The organism is Sphaerochaeta globosa str. Buddy (assembly GCF_000190435.1).
Taxonomy (GTDB): domain Bacteria; phylum Spirochaetota; class Spirochaetia; order Sphaerochaetales; family Sphaerochaetaceae; genus Sphaerochaeta; species Sphaerochaeta globosa.
In genome coordinates, this window is the sequence record NC_015152.1 from 1,428,554 (window position 1) to 1,447,385 (window position 18,832).

At 49.9% G+C, this 18,832-nt stretch carries 13 protein-coding genes; 3 read left to right on the top strand and 10 right to left on the bottom strand.

All coding sequences use genetic code 11. From position 1 onward, the window contains the following. On the top strand, positions 1–1,482 hold the full coding sequence (locus SPIBUDDY_RS06735) for a phosphohexomutase domain-containing protein (protein ID WP_013606997.1): 1,482 nt from the start codon (positions 1–3) through the stop codon (positions 1,480–1,482). Here SPIBUDDY_RS06735 and SPIBUDDY_RS06740 read toward each other — a convergent pair. The 6 genes from SPIBUDDY_RS06740 to SPIBUDDY_RS06765 all read right to left on the bottom strand — a co-directional run bounded on the left by SPIBUDDY_RS06740 (position 1,445) and on the right by SPIBUDDY_RS06765 (position 10,108). Then, positions 1,445–2,818 (bottom strand): glucose-6-phosphate dehydrogenase, encoded by a 1,374-nt coding sequence (locus tag SPIBUDDY_RS06740; protein WP_013606998.1) that lies wholly within the window; start codon positions 2,816–2,818, stop codon positions 1,445–1,447. The two genes, SPIBUDDY_RS06735 and SPIBUDDY_RS06740, sit on opposite strands and share 38 nt — an antisense overlap. A 7-nt stretch (positions 2,819–2,825) precedes the next feature. Further along, a complete protein-coding gene (locus SPIBUDDY_RS15640) occupies positions 2,826–3,458 on the bottom strand; it encodes a 6-phosphogluconolactonase (RefSeq protein ID WP_013606999.1) in 633 nt (210 codons plus the stop codon). Between the two features lie 48 nt (positions 3,459–3,506). Next, positions 3,507–4,763 (bottom strand): 2-hydroxyacyl-CoA dehydratase, encoded by a 1,257-nt coding sequence (locus SPIBUDDY_RS16430; RefSeq protein WP_013607000.1) that lies wholly within the window; start codon positions 4,761–4,763, stop codon positions 3,507–3,509. Next, entirely contained in the window at positions 4,760–7,687 is a 2,928-nt protein-coding gene (locus tag SPIBUDDY_RS06755) for an acyl-CoA dehydratase activase-related protein (protein ID WP_013607001.1), read from the bottom strand. Before SPIBUDDY_RS06755 ends, SPIBUDDY_RS16430 begins: the two co-directional genes overlap by 4 nt. 85 nt (positions 7,688–7,772) lie before the next feature. Further along, positions 7,773–8,972 (bottom strand): tRNA uracil 4-sulfurtransferase ThiI, encoded by a 1,200-nt coding sequence (gene thiI / locus SPIBUDDY_RS06760; protein ID WP_013607002.1) that lies wholly within the window; start codon positions 8,970–8,972, stop codon positions 7,773–7,775. Continuing rightward, positions 8,969–10,108 carry a cysteine desulfurase family protein gene (locus SPIBUDDY_RS06765; RefSeq protein WP_155816073.1) on the bottom strand — a complete coding sequence of 380 codons (1,140 nt, stop codon included), beginning with the start codon at positions 10,106–10,108 and terminating at the stop codon, positions 8,969–8,971. Before SPIBUDDY_RS06765 ends, thiI begins: the two co-directional genes overlap by 4 nt. Before the next feature lie 93 nt (positions 10,109–10,201). On the opposite strand from SPIBUDDY_RS06765, the gene SPIBUDDY_RS06770 reads away from it, so the two are divergent. Further along, a complete protein-coding gene (locus SPIBUDDY_RS06770) occupies positions 10,202–11,266 on the top strand; it encodes a 3-dehydroquinate synthase (RefSeq protein WP_041380627.1) in 1,065 nt (354 codons plus the stop codon). Between the two features lies 1 nt (position 11,267). Here SPIBUDDY_RS06770 and SPIBUDDY_RS06775 read toward each other — a convergent pair whose 3' ends face one another. Further along, positions 11,268–13,760: a helicase-related protein gene (locus SPIBUDDY_RS06775; protein WP_013607005.1), complete on the bottom strand. Its 2,493-nt coding sequence runs from the start codon at positions 13,758–13,760 to the stop codon at positions 11,268–11,270. 10 nt (positions 13,761–13,770) lie between these two features. Next, a complete protein-coding gene (gene hisS / locus SPIBUDDY_RS06780) occupies positions 13,771–15,105 on the bottom strand; it encodes a histidine--tRNA ligase (RefSeq protein WP_013607006.1) in 1,335 nt (444 codons plus the stop codon). A gap of 118 nt (positions 15,106–15,223) precedes the next feature. Here hisS and SPIBUDDY_RS06785 point away from each other — a divergent pair, with 118 nt between their 5' ends. Next, complete coding sequence (locus SPIBUDDY_RS06785; RefSeq protein WP_013607007.1) at positions 15,224–16,492, top strand: tRNA nucleotidyltransferase/poly(A) polymerase-related protein; 1,269 nt, start codon at positions 15,224–15,226, stop codon at positions 16,490–16,492. Here SPIBUDDY_RS06785 and SPIBUDDY_RS06790 read toward each other — a convergent pair. Both SPIBUDDY_RS06790 and SPIBUDDY_RS06795 read right to left on the bottom strand, forming a co-directional pair. Then, positions 16,489–17,364 (bottom strand): peptide ABC transporter ATPase, encoded by an 876-nt coding sequence (locus SPIBUDDY_RS06790; RefSeq protein ID WP_013607008.1) that lies wholly within the window; start codon positions 17,362–17,364, stop codon positions 16,489–16,491. The two genes, SPIBUDDY_RS06785 and SPIBUDDY_RS06790, sit on opposite strands and share 4 nt — an antisense overlap. A 72-nt stretch (positions 17,365–17,436) precedes the next feature. After that, on the bottom strand, positions 17,437–18,741 hold the full coding sequence (locus SPIBUDDY_RS06795) for an ISL3 family transposase (protein ID WP_013605953.1): 1,305 nt from the start codon (positions 18,739–18,741) through the stop codon (positions 17,437–17,439). Positions 18,742–18,832 lie beyond the last annotated feature (91 nt).

The following is an 18,832-nucleotide window of genomic DNA, read 5'->3' on the forward strand; positions in this document are numbered from 1 at the left end:
ATGCAATACACCTTGTTCCGAGCACATGACATCAGGGCAAAACGGGAGGCGTTCGCCGGTACAGAAGGCGTACGCCTTGGTACCGCTTTAGCCCACTATTTTATTCATACCCTCAGCGTCTCTTCAGTCGTGCTTGCCCGTGATGCAAGGTTGGGGGGAGCAGAGCTTCAACAGACGTTGATTTCAGTTTTCAGTAATGCTGGTTTGGATGTATACGTGGAGCCGAATCCAGTCGGCACCTGTCAATTCTATTATGCGTGTCTGAGTCATGCCGAGGCTGCTGCAGTCATGGTGACGGCCAGTCACAATCCTGCTTCCTATTTGGGCATGAAGCTTGTTGGACCAAATCTGCAGGTGATCAGCATGGGCCATGGAAAGCTTGGCGGGCTTGAGGAAGTACAAAAACTCTATGAGAAGGAAGTGCCTATCGGCAAACCTCTCAGAGTGGGGAACGTTCATGTTCTGGATACCCTTTCTTCATTCATCGCCTATTCGGCGGATCTTGCACAGGTAGAGGCTTGTGATGTCGATAGCCTCTCGATCGGATGCGATTTTCAGCATGGGAGCGCAGGGCCTGCAATTGCGAGGGCTTTCGGGGAACTGGGAGTTCACTACACGGCCCTGCATCTGATTCCCAATGGGAATTTTCCCCAAGGCGATCCCAATCCAGGCATAGAGACAAGTATGCGCGATGCGAAAGCTTTTCTTACAGAGCAGCCGCTTGATTTGTTCTTCGCCTACGATGGGGACGGAGACAGAATGGACCTGCTCTACAAAGGTAGACAGCTTTCCCCCTCGTTGGTCATGCTCAGTATTGCTGACGAACTTGCGAAATTGAACAAATCCGATTCTAATCCTATCTTTCTCTTCGATGTAAAGGCTTCGCCTCCCTTGCTTGCCGAAATGCAGCGACATGGAAGGAAGGTTGCAATTGTCCAACCGGGCCACTCAGCGATCAAACAGCTGATGAACAGCAGTACGCAAGCTTTTTACCTGTGTGCAGTGGAAGAGTCGGCTCATTACTACTATCAGCTGAAGGGACTGGACTGTAAGCGCTATGCTTCGGAAAATACGCTGTTCTATACGCTGCTGATTCTCAAAGCGTATAAGCGCAATCCCTCGTTGTTTGAAAACGCACGAAAGCTTCAGGATAGTTTTTTTCGTGAGCGCGAATGGTCGGTCTCCATCAAGGATGATTCCGAGCGAGCTGTATTCCTCAAGAAGGTAGGGATGCTGTTGGCATCGAAAGGAGCAACCACGCTGTCGGTGGATGCACAAGGAAACTCATTGGGAGCGAATCTCTACCGATACGGCCTTGACCAAACAGAGATCTACAGAGTCTGGTTTCAGGTATTCCAGCGACTGAGCCAGAGCGAGGACAACCTGCTTCGGTTTGAGGTGCTTGCTTCAGATCAGGGGTTGTGCCAAGAAATAGCAAAAGCCATCAAGGATTTGGAATCTGCGTCTCATCGAACCACGTAAAGTCGTTGTCCTTGGCCAACTGGCTGGCAAATCGGGGCAGGGTTCTGATCGGATAGACTTCACCAACCAAGTCGCTTTGCAGCATCGGCTGGACAATTCTCCAAGATTCAGTGATTTCCTTCATGGAAGGAAAGAGGCTCTTGTCGCCGATGAGGATTTTTTGCACGATCTGCTCATACGCCTCGGGAGTGTTCGCCCCGAAGGTCTCGCTCTGATTGAATCGGAACCGTACCGGCTTCGATTTCCAACTGGTGTTGGGCATTTTCAGGTTCATGCAGATATCGATGGTCAGCTCCGGATGGATGGTGATGATCACTCCGTTCTCTGCAATGCTCTGATCGTGCATCACCTGTTTGGTGGTGTTCTTGAATTTGATGTAAATAAGTGACTTCGCCTCGTTCTGCATTTTGCCTGTGCGCACATAAATGGGGATATCGGCAAAGTAATAGGTATTTACGAAGAGCTTCAGTGCAGCATAGGTGGGTGTCTGCACCACATGACCGCTGTTCACCCCCAGTGATTCATACCTGCCCATATGGAACTCTTGGATGGGGGAGATAGAACGCAGCACCTTTACCTTTTCGATGGCAATGTCCTCGGGTGACAGGCTAGCCGGCTCACTCATGGTCAGGTAGGTGATGATTTGCATGATATGATTCTGGATGGTATCGCGCACCACCCCGATTTTCTCATAGAAACCAAGACGTTGGTCGACTCCATGGGTCTCATCAAAAATAATCTGGATCGATTCGATGGTTCTGTTGTCCCAGATTCTGCGGATGATGTCATTATGAAAGCGCATGAGCAGCAAATTCTGCATGAACTCTTTACCAAGGTAATGATCGACACGGAAAATTTCCTTATCCGTGAACGCTTCTTCAAGAATGCCATTATAGCGCAGTGCACTTTCAAGATCGAATCCGAAAGGTTTTTCGACTACGATTTTCTTGGTCAGCGTGCACATACAGTCAAGCGAAGCATCGATTTCCTTGATTTGGTGAATTGCATCCTCATACAGCGAGGGCTGCAGTGCCAAATAATAGATGAACTCGACTTCTGTGTTTCCTGCAATCATTGTTCTGAGCTTGCCGGTGAGGATGGATACCGCTTCGGCATCACCCATATCGTAGTTCAGGTAATCAAGGTTGTCGGTAAACGATGCGGGTGTATTTTGGGGTACAGAGTTTGCCAGAAATTCCTCGCGGGAGGCATATCGTCGTCCAAGCGCAAGTACAGAGAAGGGGAATTGTTTTTCCATGAGGTTCTGGTATGCAGGGTAGAGTTTCTTCAGTGCAAGGTCTCCGGTTCCACCGTATTGGATGATGATTCGTTTCATGGCCTTCTTACTCCTTAAGGTCTGTGATGATCACAGAAGAGAACTGCGGGTCTGCAAAAAACATACAAGGTAGTGTATCTGCTTGTTCGTTACCTGCCAAGAGTCGATTCAGCGCCTCTCGTTTTCCCTCTCCGAGAAACAAAAGGAAAATCTTTGCCTCCTCGGCCAACGTGGAAAACCCAAAAAAGGTAAGGGTGGCTCTTCTTCTCGGAAGCTTGGGGCTGTTCTCGATAACCGCGACCTGGACCTGGCTCTTTTCCGGCCAGTGATGGGGGAACAGGGATGCTATGTGCCCATCTTCACCTACACCCAAATACACCCTGTCAAAGAGCGATGATGAAAGCCGGTCTGTTGTGGAGGGGATGGATAGCTGCTTCAGATCAAAGGCTTCTTCAAAGCCTGCTTGTAAAAGAGTAGCCAGATTTGTTTCCCCGTCAAGCCGCTCGTCGACCAGATACAGTTGCAGACGCTTCTGAATAGAGGCGTCCAGTGAGAGCAGGCCTTCGACAAGGTACTGTGCGCTTCTACCCCCTGGCAGCGCAATATGAAGCGTGCCTTCTTTTTGCCTTGCGAGACTGATGAGGTCCTGTGCTACAAAGCGCGAAAGATCCTTTGGCTGTGCAATGCGTTCTATTCTCATGCTTCCAATGTAATCAAAGAATTGGAAGTAGAATAGTAGGAGATGCCCTCATTCAGGATTTTTCTTGCCATCGAGGTGTTCTTTTGCTATTGCAAGCATCAGTTTGATCCGGTTTTCCTGATTGACATGGGTCGCCGATGGATCGTAATCGATGGGTACAATATTGGCTTGGGGTGCACGTTCGGTGACCGCCCTGATCATCCCTTTCGCACAAATATGATTGGGAAGACAGCCGAAAGGCTGTGTACAGACAATATTGGTATAGCCAGCGTGTACCAAATCGAGCATCTCAGCGGTCAAGAGCCACCCCTCACCCATTTTCACCCCGTAGTCGATCAAGCCCTCATTCAGTTGTTTCATCTCGGAATACGGAATGGGTACATTGAATTTGCCGGATTTCTGCATGGCTTGACGGGACATGTTCTCAACCTTGAATAACTGTCTGAGAATGAATTGGGTGACGATGCTGCTGAGAATACGGCCGCCGTAATACGTCTTATCGGTAATGGCATTGTCAGCCCCATAATAGAGGAACCCCATCATGGAAGGAACCATGACCTCGCAGCCTTGTTCCTCCAGATAGGCTTGGAGGTTGTTGTTGCCCAACGGGGAGTATTTCATATAAATCTCCCCGACGATGCCAACTTTGATTTTCTCCTCTTTTCTGACTGGGATGGCTGCAAACTGCTTGCAAATCTCATTGAGGTTGCGTTTCATCGCCCAACCGATGTATCCCTTGTTGTGTGCAAATCGTTCACTGAGGTAGCGATTCCAGGTAGCAACCAAGGCATCGGCTTCACCTTTGCGTATCTCGTAGGGACGTACCTGATTGGAGAGAGCCATCAGCAAGTCGCCATAGATAAACGCACTGTAAGCCTGCAGCAACATGAAGAAGGTGAGCTTGAACCCCGGGTTCTTTTCCATACCCTTGAGATTGAGACTGATTACGGGAATATGGGAGAGTTGGCACTTTTCCAGTGCCTTGCGAAGCAAAAACAAATAGTTGCTCGCCCTGCAACCTCCCCCGGTCTGGGTTATGGCAAGAGCGACCTTGTGTGTATCGAAATTGCCATTCTTGACTGCGTCGATCAATTGGCCGATGACAAGCTGGGCAGGATAGCAGATGTCGTTGTGCACATACCTAAGTCCCTCGCGAATGACATTCGGTCCTTGGTTTTCCAACAAGGCAACCTTATACCCGTGGTTTGCGAAGACTTCTTTCGCAATATTGAAATGAACCGGTGACATATTGGGAATGAGGATGGTGTAATCCTTCCTCATTGCTTTGGTAAATACGGTACTCATAGGCTTGAGGACTCCCCTAGGGCTGCGAGAAGACTGCGGATTCTGATCTTCACTGCACCCAAGTTTGCAATCTCGTCGATTTTTATCTGGGTATAGATTTTATCAGTTCGTCTGAGAATGTCCCGAATTTCATCGCTGGTTACCGCATCCAGTCCGCAACCGAAGGAGACAAGCTGGATAATTTGCATGTCGGGTTGCGTGGTTACATACCTTGCAGCATCGTACATCCGGGCATGATAGGTCCATTGGTTGAGCACCGTACGCGTTTGTTTTTGCACCAAATGGCTGATGCTGTCCTCGCTGAGGACGGCGCATCCGCATTGGAGCAAAAGGCTGTCGATACCGTGGTTGACTTCTCCATCGATGTGGTAAGGCCGTCCGGCCAGAACCATGATCGGCCAGTTGCGCCTTCGTGCCTCCTCGATGATGATTCCTCCTTGGGTCCGTACAGCCATTTGATAGCAGCTCAGCGCTTCATACCCGTCTTTGCAGGCCTTTTTTACTTCGGCTTTCGTAACGTGGTAGTGCTCGCCCAAAACAGTGTGCAGTCTATTGGGGAGAAAGCGCTCGTCAGCGAGACTGAGGTAGTCGTTGATGAACAGGACCTTCTGTTCAAGCAAGGCCGGTATATTGTGTCTGAGCACCTCCGGATAATAGGCAACCACCGGACAGTTGAAATGATTGTCCCCCTTTTCTTCCTTGAGATTGTAACTGGAGCAGGGGTAGAAGATGGCATCGACACCTTCATCGATAAGCTCCTGGATATGACCGTTCATCAGTTTTGCGGGATAGCAGATGGTATCGCTGCTGATGGTGGATTGTCCTTTGAGGTAGGTATTTCTGGTAGAAGGCTTGGAGACGACAACCTCGAAGCCCAGACTGGACAAGCATGCGTGCCAGAAGGGAAGCTGCTCATAGAAAGAAAGCTGCAGGGGAAGTCCGATTTTGCCTCTCTTGTTTTTCCCGGGCTGCAACGATGCAAGATACTGCTGCTTGAATGCGTACACATTGAGATTTTGTGGATTGCTGACAAAACTCTCAGGTCGTACAATACGGTCACACTTGTTGCCGCTGACCAACTTGCGTTCTCCATCGAAACTGTTGATGGTTAGCAGACAGGTATTGGTGCATCCTTTGCAATGCACGGTGCGCGTACGATGGGAGAAGGAGGAGAGTTGCGCCAGGCTCAATGTGGTGCTGGCCTTGTGATCATTGTCGTGCTGCTCGCGTGCATACAGTGCACAACCGTAGGCGCCCATCAAACCGGCTTCGTCAATGCGGATAACCTCACAGCCCAACTCCATCTCGAAGGAACGCAGTACTGCGTCATTGAGAAAGGTTCCTCCCTGTACGACGATATGCCTGCCCAAAAGTGAGGGATCGGTGGAACGGATGACTTTGTACAGGGCGTTTTTCACCACGCTGATGGCAAGTCCTGCAAAAATATCGGCGACACTCGCACCATCCTTCTGCGCTTGCTTGACCGAACTGTTCATGAAAACCGTGCAACGGCTTCCCAAGTCGACAGGATTCTGTGCAGTAAGGGCCAGCTGGGCAGCCTCTTCAGGAGAGTAGCCCAACGCATTGGAAAAGGTTTGCAGAAACGATCCGCATCCGGATGAGCATGCCTCATTGAGAAATATGTCGTCGATTACGCCATTCTCGATTTTGAAGCATTTGATGTCCTGACCTCCGATATCGATGATGAAATCCACTTCGTTCAGGAAGGTATGTGCACTTTTGTAATGTGCCATGGTTTCAACCAAGGAGTATTCGAAGTCGAAAGCGTTCTTGATCAACAGTTCCCCATATCCGGTAGAACAGGCTTTGATAATCTGAATATTGGGGTAGGTGGTCAAAAAGCTGGTTAAAAATTCCTTAACTGCTTGCACGGGATTGCCATTGTTCTGCTGATATCGGCTGTACAGAAGCTTTCCCTCGGTATCGATGACACAGGCCTTGACGGTGGTGGAACCAGCGTCGACCCCCAGGAAAGCTTGGCCGCTGTATGAGAGGGCATCGGCTTTGGGCAGCTTGGCCAGATCATGACGGGCTCGGAATGCCTCAAGTTGTCCAATATCCTCAAAAAGGGGAGGAATTGAAGTAAAGGCTTTGTCCATGTGGTAATGTTCGAGTTGATACACCAAGTCGGAAAGCGAGAGATAGTGCTCCACCTTCGCCAAGGCAGTTCCCAAAGCCACAAAGTAGAGGGAGTTTTCCGGACATATGCCTTCCTGTCCCAAGGTTTGGTCAAAAGCCTTGCGTAGTGAAGAAAGAAATGTGAGCGGTCCTCCCAGGTACACAACCTGACCCTTGATCGGACGTCCCTGTGCCAGACCTGCAATGGTTTGATTCACTACCGATTGAAGAACAGAAAGGGCTATGTCCTCTTTTTCCGCTCCTTGGTTGATGAGAGGCTGAACATCACTTTTTGCAAAGACTCCGCAGCGGGAGGCAATGGTATAGCTTTGTTTTGCCTGTTGGGCGAGGGTGTCCAATTGTTCTTGGTCGATATGCAGCAAGCTGGCCATCTGGTCGATGAACGACCCGGTTCCCCCTGCACATGTTCCGTTCATCCTCACTTCCATGTTCTTTCCCAAAAACAGGATTTTTGCATCCTCACCGCCGAGCTCGATGACGACATCGGTTGACGGCAGATAGTGTTGGATTGCAATACGGGTAGCATAGACTTCTTGGACGAACGGGAGATGCAGCTGCTGGGAAAGCCCCATTCCGGCCGAACCGGATAGAGTCGCAGAAATTTGCTGATCACCAAGCGTTTGAAGCAGGGGTGTCAGCATCTGTACAGCAGTCTGGGGTATTTGAGAATAGTGTCTGCGGTATGCACGATGAACAACACGCTGTTGTTCATCGAGTACTACGCATTTCATTGTAGTGGAGCCTACATCCAAACCGATTTTCACCGAGAAGCCTCCGAATATACAAACCATACGTAATTTTAGGAAAATGGTACAGTGAACTAACACTGTATTTGGACACTGTCAGTGATTATGTCTGAATACGCAACTGACCATCAGGTCCAAAGTCAAAAACCTGTGTATCGGCAATTGCCTGTTGAAGCAACGGCTCAATGCCCATCGTCACGTAGTGCTCAGTCACTATCTGTTTGTTCGGACGGACCAACGGGTGCTTGGGGCTGAAAATTACACAGCAATCCTCATAGGGGAGAATGGAAGTTTCGTAGGTCCCGATGCGCTTGGCAAGGTCCATGATTTCCTGCTTGTTCATACCCACCAAAGGTCTGAGGACCAATTGATCACTCATACTATCGGTAAAGGACATGCTCTCCAGTGTTTGGCTGGCTACCTGACTGAGGGCTTCTCCGGTAACGATGCAATTACCTTCCTGCTGCAACGAAATTGCATTGGCTACCTTCATCATGGAGGCGCGGAACATCAAGGTAGTCTCATCTTCCTGGCTATGCTGCTTTATCCACAATTGGGCCTCGGTGAAGGGAACCACATGCAACCTCGTCCCCTGAAGGTAGGGGGCTATGATCGATGCCAGTGTCTTCACCTTTTCCAAGGCTTGGTCGCTGGTGTACGGATAGGCGTGGAAATAGATGCACTCCATTTTCAGTCCCCTCTGGGCCATGCGATAGGCTGCAACAGGACTGTCGATGCCTCCTGAAAGCAGAAGCATGCCCTTGCCGGCAGTGGTGACGGGAAGTCCCCCCGGTCCGCTTTTTGCAGAGGTGAAGAGGTAAGCCTTGTCCCTGATCTCGCAATTGATCGTCATGTCCGGATTCTTTACATCGACGGTAAGGTTTGGATGAACGCTGTGGACCACCTCACCAAGTATGCAGTCAATTTGGTAGCTGTTTAGTGCAAAATTCTTGTCAGCCCGTTTGGTAATGGACTTGAAGGTGCCGACACCCTTGCTGAAGGGTTCGTCCTCCATCAGAAGACGGGCAGTCTCTTTGATGATTTCAATATCCTTGGCGCAGCGAAGACACCTCGAATACCCCACCACTCCGAACGTGGTACTGAACGCCCTTTCTACCGTTTCCTTTGGGCAGCTGTTCTCTATTTCAAAGAAAATTCGGCCTTTCTGCTTGGAGACTTGGGTGCGGTATCCCTTGAGCTTGTTCTTGATATTGATCTTAAGCCGCTTTTCAAAAAAATCACGGTTCAAACCTTTGAGGGAGATTTCTCCCAATCTAACTAAATACAATGTAGCGTCGTTCATGCGTTCTCCCGGTAAAGTTGTGTAATTGCTCCAACCAAGGCTTGGACCTCTAGCAGGGTGGTTTCCTTGGATAGTGATATGCGGATGCTGTTCTTTGCAAGCTGGGGTGAGAACAACATCGAGGACAATACTCCCTGCGACTTCTGCTTGGCGTTGTTGGAACACGCCGATCCACTGGAGACACAGAAACCTTGGTCGAACAGCATTCGGGTGAATACTTCGCTAGGGAGTGAAGGATGGGCCACGTTCAGGATATAAGGCGAACAATCCTTCTGCGGTGAAAGAATGGGTAAAAAGGCCAGATGCTCGCGTAGATATGCATTCAGGCTCATCACCTGATCATAATTGCTCTGCAGATGCAGATACGCATCCTTGATAGCCTGATGCATCGCTGCAATTCCCCCGAGATTTTCGGTACCCGCCCTCAGCCCTTTCTCCTGGTCCCCTCCGCGTGAAAGGCTTTCGATGCCGGCATTGGTGTTGTAGAGCAACCCTACACCCCGTGGTCCATGCAGTTTATGGGCACTGAAGGATGCACTGTCCACCCCAAGGGAGCGAAGGTCGAACCCGATTTTTCCCAAAGCTTGGGTTGCATCGGTATGGAAGTGAATCTTGCGGTTGTTGTGCTCTTTTTCGAAAGAACGAACCACCTCGACCAAAGTTGCAATATCCTGTACTGAACCAACGACATTATTGACCAGCATGACACTGACAAGTCGTGTATCCGCTGTCAGGGCTTTTAGCAAATCCTCTTTTTGGACGAATCCCTTAGGCGCTGGAAGTATGACTATCTTCCAACCCAACTGCTTCAGCAATCGTGCATATTCGGAGACCGAGGGGTGCTCAATGCCGCTGAGGATGACTTGGCCTTTGCGTTCCTTCCAAATAAGGCTGTTCAGGATGATTGCATTGGCTTCGGTCGCCCCACCGGTGAATGTCAAGGTTTCTGCTCCGACACCCAGCTGTGAGGCGATGTCCTGTCGAATCTCCTCGAGTAAGGCTTTTGCTTCTCTTCCTTCCCGATGGAGGGATGATGGATTGCCTCTATAGTGTTGTACCACCTTCGTATATGCGCCAAGTGAGGATTCACTTATTGCAGTGGTGGCTGCATTATCAAAATAACGTATCTCGTGCATGGCCCACATTGTGCGACAATGCAAGGATTTTTGCAAGCACGGCCTACGTGTTGGTTCTTGTCTTGCACCCCTGCCGTAGGGTATAACAAGGCTATGAAGATATTAACAACCACTACCCTCGACCAAGGTAAAACAACGGATATTCTGCTTGCTGACGATTTGAAGGATTTATCAACTCACCTCGGAAGTTATGGTCGTTCGGTCATGTGGGTTTTTGATACCAATACGGCCAAATTATTCAAGCAGCTGCCCCCGGCCCATGTCGTTCTGGAGAGTGGGGAGAGTTCCAAGAATCTCGCTTCGCTTGAGCGAATCCTGTCCACCTCCCTGGATGAAGGATTGGCACGTGACGGTCGCATCATTGGTTTCGGCGGTGGTGTGGTCTGCGACCTCTCCGCCTTTGCTGCTTCTGTGTATATGCGTGGTTGCCGGCTCACCCTTGTTCCCACCACGTTGCTTGCGATGGTCGATGCCGCAGTAGGGGGGAAAACAGCGGTAGATTTTCGGGGAATGAAAAACATGGTCGGCTCGTTCTACCCAGCCAGCGAGGTGCTGGTATGCATCGATACACTGAGAACGCTCAGCGACAAGGAGTTTCTCAACGGTCTTGCCGAGGTTATCAAGCACGCCCTGCTCAGTCAGAATGAGGAGCTGTATAAACTCCTCCTGGTGAAAAAGAACGAAATACTCAGTCGCGATCCTAAAACCCTTGCAACCTTGGTTGAGCTTTCCTTGGATGTAAAGAAGTGGTATATCGAGCAGGACCCAACCGAAACCAAAGGCATCAGGCAGATACTCAATCTTGGACATACCTTTGCCCATGCCCTGGAGTCTTCCTCCCACTTCGGTAGTTGGAGCCATGGCGCTGCCGTTGCATGGGGCTCTTGCCGGGCTTTGGAAGCAGGCCTTGCCTTGCAGGTAACCGAAAAAGCTTATGCAACAGGTGCTGCAAAACTTTTTAAGAGCTATGGCTACGATATCGATCACCGTATCGGCCGCGGCGATTGGATTGAATTCCGTGACCACCTGCTCAAGGACAAGAAAAAAGCGGACGGCAAGGTCCTTTTTGTCCTCCTGGAAGGGCAGGGAAAAGGCGTGCTCCGTCCGCTTGAAATGCCGTTGATCCAGCATCTCGTAATAGCAAAGCCGATCTTCTAGGTTATTCGACCAGCTTCAGCAATGCTCCATACACCTTGTCAACACGCTTGGCCAGCTGCTTCTGTCCAGCTCCATCCAAGCTTTCGGCGAGTTGCAGCAACGTGAACAATGAAGTGTCCAAGGCATCAAAACAGTCTTCGACTCCCGTAAAACGATAATTGCCATTTCCGCTCTCTTCCAAAGCAACAAAATTCAAGTGGTTACGGTCCTTCTTGTTCTTCGTGAAAGCGAGCAGCCACATCAAATTGTCCACTAAGATATCTGCGTCCTCAAGGGTATAGATACCCGATGGGGGATTGTCCAGAATGCCTTGCTCGATCTTCAGTTTTCCGTACAATTCCAGAATTGAGAAGAACTTGTCGCCGTAATGGATGTAGAATCCGTTGTGCATGAGGGCTGCGGGGAAATTCTTTGGCCGCTTCGGAGCTTTCTCGTTTGCCTGGACTAGATAGCCGAGATCCTCGAGAGGAATGATGGCCACCAGCTTCTGCTTTTTCTTTCCCATGACCAGAGTAGGGTAGGTCCGCTTGTAAATGGTGATGGTTGCCTTTCCCTTCTCCTCGACGCGTCCCTTTTTCTCCTCCCGTTCTTCCTTCTTTGAAGGTTTTTCTCCCTTGGCAAGGGCCGAAAGCCTGGGATAGAGCTCCACTGAGATATCATCAAGCCAAGCTTTCTCCAACGGACTGACACTGCGGGCATAGAGACGGCTTGTTTGCACGATCTCCCCCGCAATAATGAATTGGGGAAGGGTTTTAAAATAGGCACTTCCGGGGTGTATGAATACCTGGTCGGCTGTCAAGCTCTTGTACATATTGCCTTTCGCCTTGATGCAGACATACTGCATGAGACCGCTGGCGATGCAGCACAGGTATTCGCGAACCGTACCCCCGCTGGAAATCGGGAAGCCGATGTCAGTGCAAATCTCACCCAACTGTTCATTGACGTGGACGATCTCCTGCATTCCCTGGAAATCGAGATAGTTACGCTTGCAGAACTTCTGTTTGGCTTCCTTGCCGACATTTGCCGTATACTGGCGATAGAGGTTGAGGTAGGAGACAAAATCCCCATATTCGGAGGTATTGAAGCGCTTGTGGGCTGCTCGGCTGAGTTCCTCCTCCCCGGGGATCATCAAAAACGGATTTTTGGTGGAAAGGAAGGAGACAGCAATCAACACTTCCTCCAATACATCGGGGTGGTTCATCATCGCCTCGACTATCACCCGTGAATGACGGGGAAGCAAGGGGAATCGACACATCAGGGACCCGATGGAGGTGAGCCTGCGGTATTCATCGATTGCACCGATGAAACGCAGTGTATCCTCGGCACTGGTAATCGCACTGTGCTTGGGGCGGGTGATGAAAGGAAAGTGCTCATAGTCATAGATGGAAAGATCACTCATCCTCAATACGACTTCGCTCAGATCGGTTCTCAGTATCTCCTCGGTTCCGTAGGGCAAACGGCTCTGATAGTCTTCCTCACCGTAGAGGCGGTAACATACTCCCGGACTCGTTCGTCCCGCCCGTCCCTTGCGTTGTTCACAACTGGAACGGCTGGTGGGCAACGGTACAAGCGAAGAGGTGAAATCCTTTTGGTTGTAGAAGTTGATTTTTGCTATGCCGCAATCGATGACCGTGGAAATGCCGTCGATGGTTACCGACGTCTCGGCTATGTTTGTTGCAACGACGACCTTGGTTTTGCCGACGCCTGTTTCATTGAAAACAGACTCCTGCTCCTCCTTGCTCAACCGTCCGAAGAGCGGGTAGATTTCCAGCTGGTGGTCAGTGTCAGCCATATACAAGGCGTTGACGCACGTGGTGATGTCAAATTCCCCGCTCATGAAAACCAAGAGATCACCGGAACGGCGTTTTGCCTCTGACATGACAATCGAGGTAATGGCTTGTATCTGATAGTCGAGCGTTTCCCGCTCCAACGGCTTATAGATGACTTGGACGGGATAGATGCGGGCATCGATACTGACAATCGGTGCATTGTCGAAGAACTCACTGAAAATTTTGGTATTTATCGTGGCGCTGGAGATGATGACCTTGAAGTCATGTCGTTGCACCATGACTTCCTTCAGAAGTCCCAGGATGAAATCAATGTTCAGCGAGCGTTCATGTGCCTCATCGACCAGAATGACTGAGTAGGAGCGAAGCAATGGGTCGGCTTTCAACTCCATGAGCAGAATGCCGTCGGTCATGACCTTGATGCGGGTATTGGGAGTGGTCGTATCTTCAAAACGCATTTTGTAGCCGACGAAACTGTCGTCCTTGCCCACCTGGTTTTTGATGAACTCACTGACGCTGAGCGTCGCAATGCGTCTGGGTTGGGTGATACCAACCTGTAATTGGTCCGCGTACCCAGCCTCGTGGAGGATCAGGGGGATTTGTGTAGTCTTTCCGCTTCCGGTGGGACTTTCGACAATGATGACTTGGTTTTTTGCAAGTCCATCAAGAATTTCCTGTCGATGTAGATACACCGGCAAATGTTTCATGTCTTTCAAATTAATTCCTTTGTAGTATGGATAGGGCCTCTTCTAGTGTCAAAGAAGGATAGTTTTCCCGGCTCCCCAGGTTTTTCAGGGTGAACCGATTTTCTTCTTCCTCTTCCTTGCTTGCAAGAATGGCATAGGTGATGGCATTGTTTTCCGCCCACTTGTACTGGGCTGCCAACTTTTTGTCTGCGAGATAGACACAGACTCTCAAACCGGTTTTCCTCAGTGCTCTCGCGATGGTGTCATAGTAAGCGAACGATGTCATATCTGTGTTAAGAATGGCGACATCGGCAGAGCTGGTGGACGCTACGATGGGACTCTTGAGCTCTTCAAGGGCGGCAAGCAAACGGTCCAGTCCAATGGAGGATCCAACTCCAGGTAAGTTCTCCTTGGTGTAGAGGCTTGCCAAGTCATTGTATCGTCCTCCGCTGCAGACCGATCCGAAATTGGGTAAATCAGTAAGGAAGGTCTCATAGACAATACCCGTATAGTAGTCGAGTCCGCGAGTTATGGAAGGGTCGAAAACAAAGTGGCTTTCAATTCCCGCATTTTTCAGATAGTAGTAAATGGTTTGCATCCGTTTGGTGTGAACTTCTTCATTACCTGCAAGCACGCTCAGCCGGTTGAGTGTGGTAAGGAAACTCTCGTTCTCATCTTCCTTGTGGATATAGCTGAGGATTTGTTCAGCTTTTTCGCTGCTCGTGGTTATTTCAGCAAGTTGGGAAGCTACCTCTTGTTTTCCGATTTTTCTGAGCTTATCCACCGTTCTGAGTATTTCCGTACTTTTGTCCAAAACCCCGAGGTGGGACAAAAATGCATTGAATAGGCCCCGGTGCGCGATGCAGAACTGATAATCCTCGATACCAATGACAGAGAAGGAGCTATTCATCATAGAGAGTATTTCGAAATCAGCCTCGGCATTATCGACACCGACAATGTCAAAGTCGCACTGCGTAAACTCCCGGAACCTTCCTTTCTGTGGGTTCTCTCCACGCCAAACCTTATCTATATGAAAACGCTTGAAGGGGAGGGCAAGCTCACTCTGATGTTGGGCGAGAAAGCGGGCGAAGGGGACGGTAAGGTCAAAGCGAAGGGCAACCTCGCGCTCTCCATTATCCTTGAAATGAAAAATCTGTTTATCGGTCTCTCCACCACCTTTGCCAAGGAGCACCTCTGTGTATTCAAGGACGGGAGTATCGATAGGGACAAAACCATAGGAGGAAAAGTGGGTTTCCAATTTGCTGATGATTGCTTTCTTGGGGATTTCCATGGCCGGCAAAAAGTCGCGGAACCCTTTGAGAACTCTAGGTTCTATGATGCTTCTTGCCTTTGTTTTGTCACTCATTGATTCATGCTCCTGTTGTGTTTTTAGAGTGGATGGTGTACAAAGAGTGTATAACGAATCGCTTGTTCACTGCAATACGCGGTTCTTTCCACACCATACAACTTCATTTGAGAGCGATATGCTGATACGATACAAACAAGACGAACTAGGAAAGACCCTGCCTGTTGCCAACATCTACACCCAATCGGAACATAAGATTCCGGCCCACTTGCTTGACAAGGACGCTTTATGGGCAATTAAGAAGCTGCAAGCCAGCGGTGCTGAAGCCTACCTGGTAGGGGGCGCCGTTCGGGATATGATGTTGGGAACCATCCCCAAGGATTTCGATATTGCCACCAGTGCATCTCCGCGCCAAATCCAGAGATTATTCTGGAATGCCAGAATCATAGGAAAGCGCTTCAAGCTGGTGCACCTCGTGTTCAAGGACAAAGTCCTGGAGGTCTCAACCTTCCGTAGCGGAGAGGAAGCGATGGATGGGAACAACAATGTGTTTGGTTCCATCGATCAGGATGCAAAGCGCCGAGATTTCTCCATCAACAGTTTTTATTATGACCCTTCCACCGGACAATTGCTTGATTTCAACCATGCCATGGAGGATTTCAAGAAAAAGAAGATCAGTTCCATCATAGACTTGGACGAGTCCTTCAAGGAGGACCCGGTACGAATGGTGCGGGCTATCAAATATTCCGTTTCCACCGGGTTCTCGCTGCGTTGGAGCGTAAAAATGGCCATCCGCAAGTATTCCAACGAATTGTCACGTGTATCGACCAGTCGGTTAACTGAGGAAGTGAACAAGATTTTGGCAAGCGGTCACAGTTGCGAAATCTTCAATGAGCTGAAACGGTATAAGCTTCTCGTCTTTATGCTGCCTGCCTTCTCCATCTACAGCAGTTATCCCCAGGTCCAATCAAGCCTCAAGGAACTTGACAAGCAAGTACTGCTTGCCAAGCAGGGAAAGGGGAGTGAGGTGTTGTTGGCTGATATGCTCAAGGCTTTAGTGGATCCCTTGATTGTCTTCACCGATGAAGCTTTGACCATCGACCAGCGTTTCAAAGAGACCTTCAGGCAGATCAAGGTGCTCATCAGCCCCATGACGCCTTCCAATTATGACATTGAACTGGCGAGCGAACGCCTGTTGTGCGAGCGTGGATTCAAGACTCCCAGAAACTGTGTCCGAGTACAGCGTCCCGCCAATCGGATTCCTGGTCGCAGACCTCCTCTTGCTACCGCCCAGCGTAAAGCAAGGCCTGAAGTATCGGCTGAAGGTGCAAAGAAACGGAGAACCAGAAACCGGGGGCCCAAGAAGAGCACGGGATCTTCAGCGAATTCTCAAGCACTGAATGAACAGAGCGTTGCTCAGACCAGTGCCGAGGTGCATGATCTTTAACCCCATTCCTCGATTTCGATATTGACACTGGAGACAAAAATACTGCCGTACTTCTCTAAGCTGTCGGCGATATATTCCTGTAGTTCTCCCAGTGTAGTCGAGATTTGGTGTTGCATGGGGACTCTGAGTTTGACCGTAAGTGCATAGCCTTCAGCTTTGATCTGAACCTGTACCCGCTTTACCTTGATTTGGGAATCAAACTCATCCAGACAATGGGCAACCATTTGCGTCAGGGCCGCTTCGCTGACCGTCACTTTACTGTATTTTGAAAATTCAGGACGTACAATGGTTTTCTCAAAGCTGACATTTCTCCGCTTGAAGGGAACCCTGTTTCCTTTCTTATTGAGAAATACCCGCATGGAATCGTAGACTATTTGAGGATAATTCCGGGTAATCTCAATGGAAGGGACAGGAATGACGTGCTTGCCTTCCGAGTAGCGGATACGCATCGCTGTCTCAATCTGTTCCTTGGTGGCAATATCTTCAATTCGAAATAGTTTCTCCGGTTGGGGGAGGTTGAGACGAGAAGCAATTTTATACACCATCTTCTCACTGGTTCCGATGATTAATATCTTGTGGTATTTCTCTTTAGTTAATGCTTCCCTGACTTGTTTCTGATGATCCAAATCATCGAAAACAGCCGTTCGCACCGCAGAAAGGACGTTTTCCTCACGTTTGGCTGATTTACCCGCAAGAATACGATCCCCTCGTATAAGAAGACCGTCATCTATGATTATGTCTATATGATATTTCTGGGCAACCAGCTTGGAACGAAAGCTTTTGCCGGTTCCGCTCTTTCCGACCAGCGCATATACCTTAATTCCCTTCAGTTTCCAGAAGGCATACTTAAAAACTCGATTCATGGTTTTCATTATACCGAAATTCTTGTACAATAGAACTGTATTTGCTAAAATTCGGCCTTTCGCTGTTTATAGTGGGTAGCTCTACATGATTGGCTGCAGGGGAAGGGACAATTCTCCACAGACGAAGTAGATCATATTCATGAAGTTCCTCATGTTCCTGAAGCCTCTCGCACGGCTCTTGATGATGCTTATCTTCGAGTTGAACCCCTCCAGGATTGCATTGGTCCTCAGGGTCTGGAAGTAGTTGAGAATCTCCACCGCATTCCTGGTCAGGCACTGTGCAAACTTGCGGATTTCCATGACCGCCGAGTTGGCGAATCTGATGGCCAGCCGCTCAAAGTCAGACACCATGTCCTCGTCATAGGCCTTGTGGGTCTCATAGAAATCCTGCAGCTCAAGACGGCAGCTGTAGGCCTGGACCGTATCCAGATATTCGACCTGGAGCAGTTGGCCGAGCCGCTCCCGCTGCCTGTCGGTGAGGTTGTCGGGGTTCTTCAGCCAGATGTACCGCGTCTCTTTCAGGTCCTTTGTCTTTGCGGCGTTCTTGCTGCGCATTTCCCGTTTCCTGGTATTGTCCACCGCATCCGAACAATTCTTGACCACATGGAACTTGTCCACGGTGACGACGGCCTCGGGAAAGCTCTCCCCCAGGACGCTGCGGTAGCCGTGGATCATGTCGCTGGTGGCAACCTTCACCTGCCCGGGTTTTCCGTCCTTCTCCTTGAAACGCTCAAGAAAACGTTTCACGGCATCCTTGTCTTTTCCTTCCGTCACAAAGAGTACCCTCGCTTTCCCCGCCTGCCTGCGCCTTCCAGCCTCATCGGTGACGACATCGGGATGGGAGAGGAATACCGTGATGTAGTTGTGACCCTTGTGGCTGTACTCGTCCACCCCTATCGCACTGACATCCGAGAAGTCCTGGTCCTTGAGGGCCTCCCCCACATGGTAATCGATCAGGCGCCACAGCTTGGTGTCGTGCTCCCCGATCTCACGGGCAACCGTCCTGACCGGCATATGCTTCACCAGGGTGAGTATCACCCCCTCCATCATCAAGGTGAAGCCGCTGCCGCTTCTTGCCCAGGGCACCGGGACGGTCCTCACCTTGCCGTCGGGCGTGATGATCCTGGGAACCCTCGCCGTGATGTAGCAGCGATACTGGAAGAAATTGAGATGCCTCCAGGTTCTCTCCCGTGTGTCGTGGACCTTGCAGCCCTGGTCGAAGCCTGGACACGGGAAACTCGACCCTTCCTCAAAATCGATCCGTATGTGGAGTTCCAACAGCGTTGGCTGCTTCTCGGACGGAACCATCTCCAGTGAAGTGATGCGCCAAGGTTCCTCAAGGCCCAATCCGAGGCTGAAAAGTTTCTGAATATGCGGATCGATCATCTGCTTTGCTCCTTGCTCTAAACATAGCAAATTACCCTCTATTCATGAATACCCAATTGAGTCTTACCCACCAGAAACAGCGAATAACCTA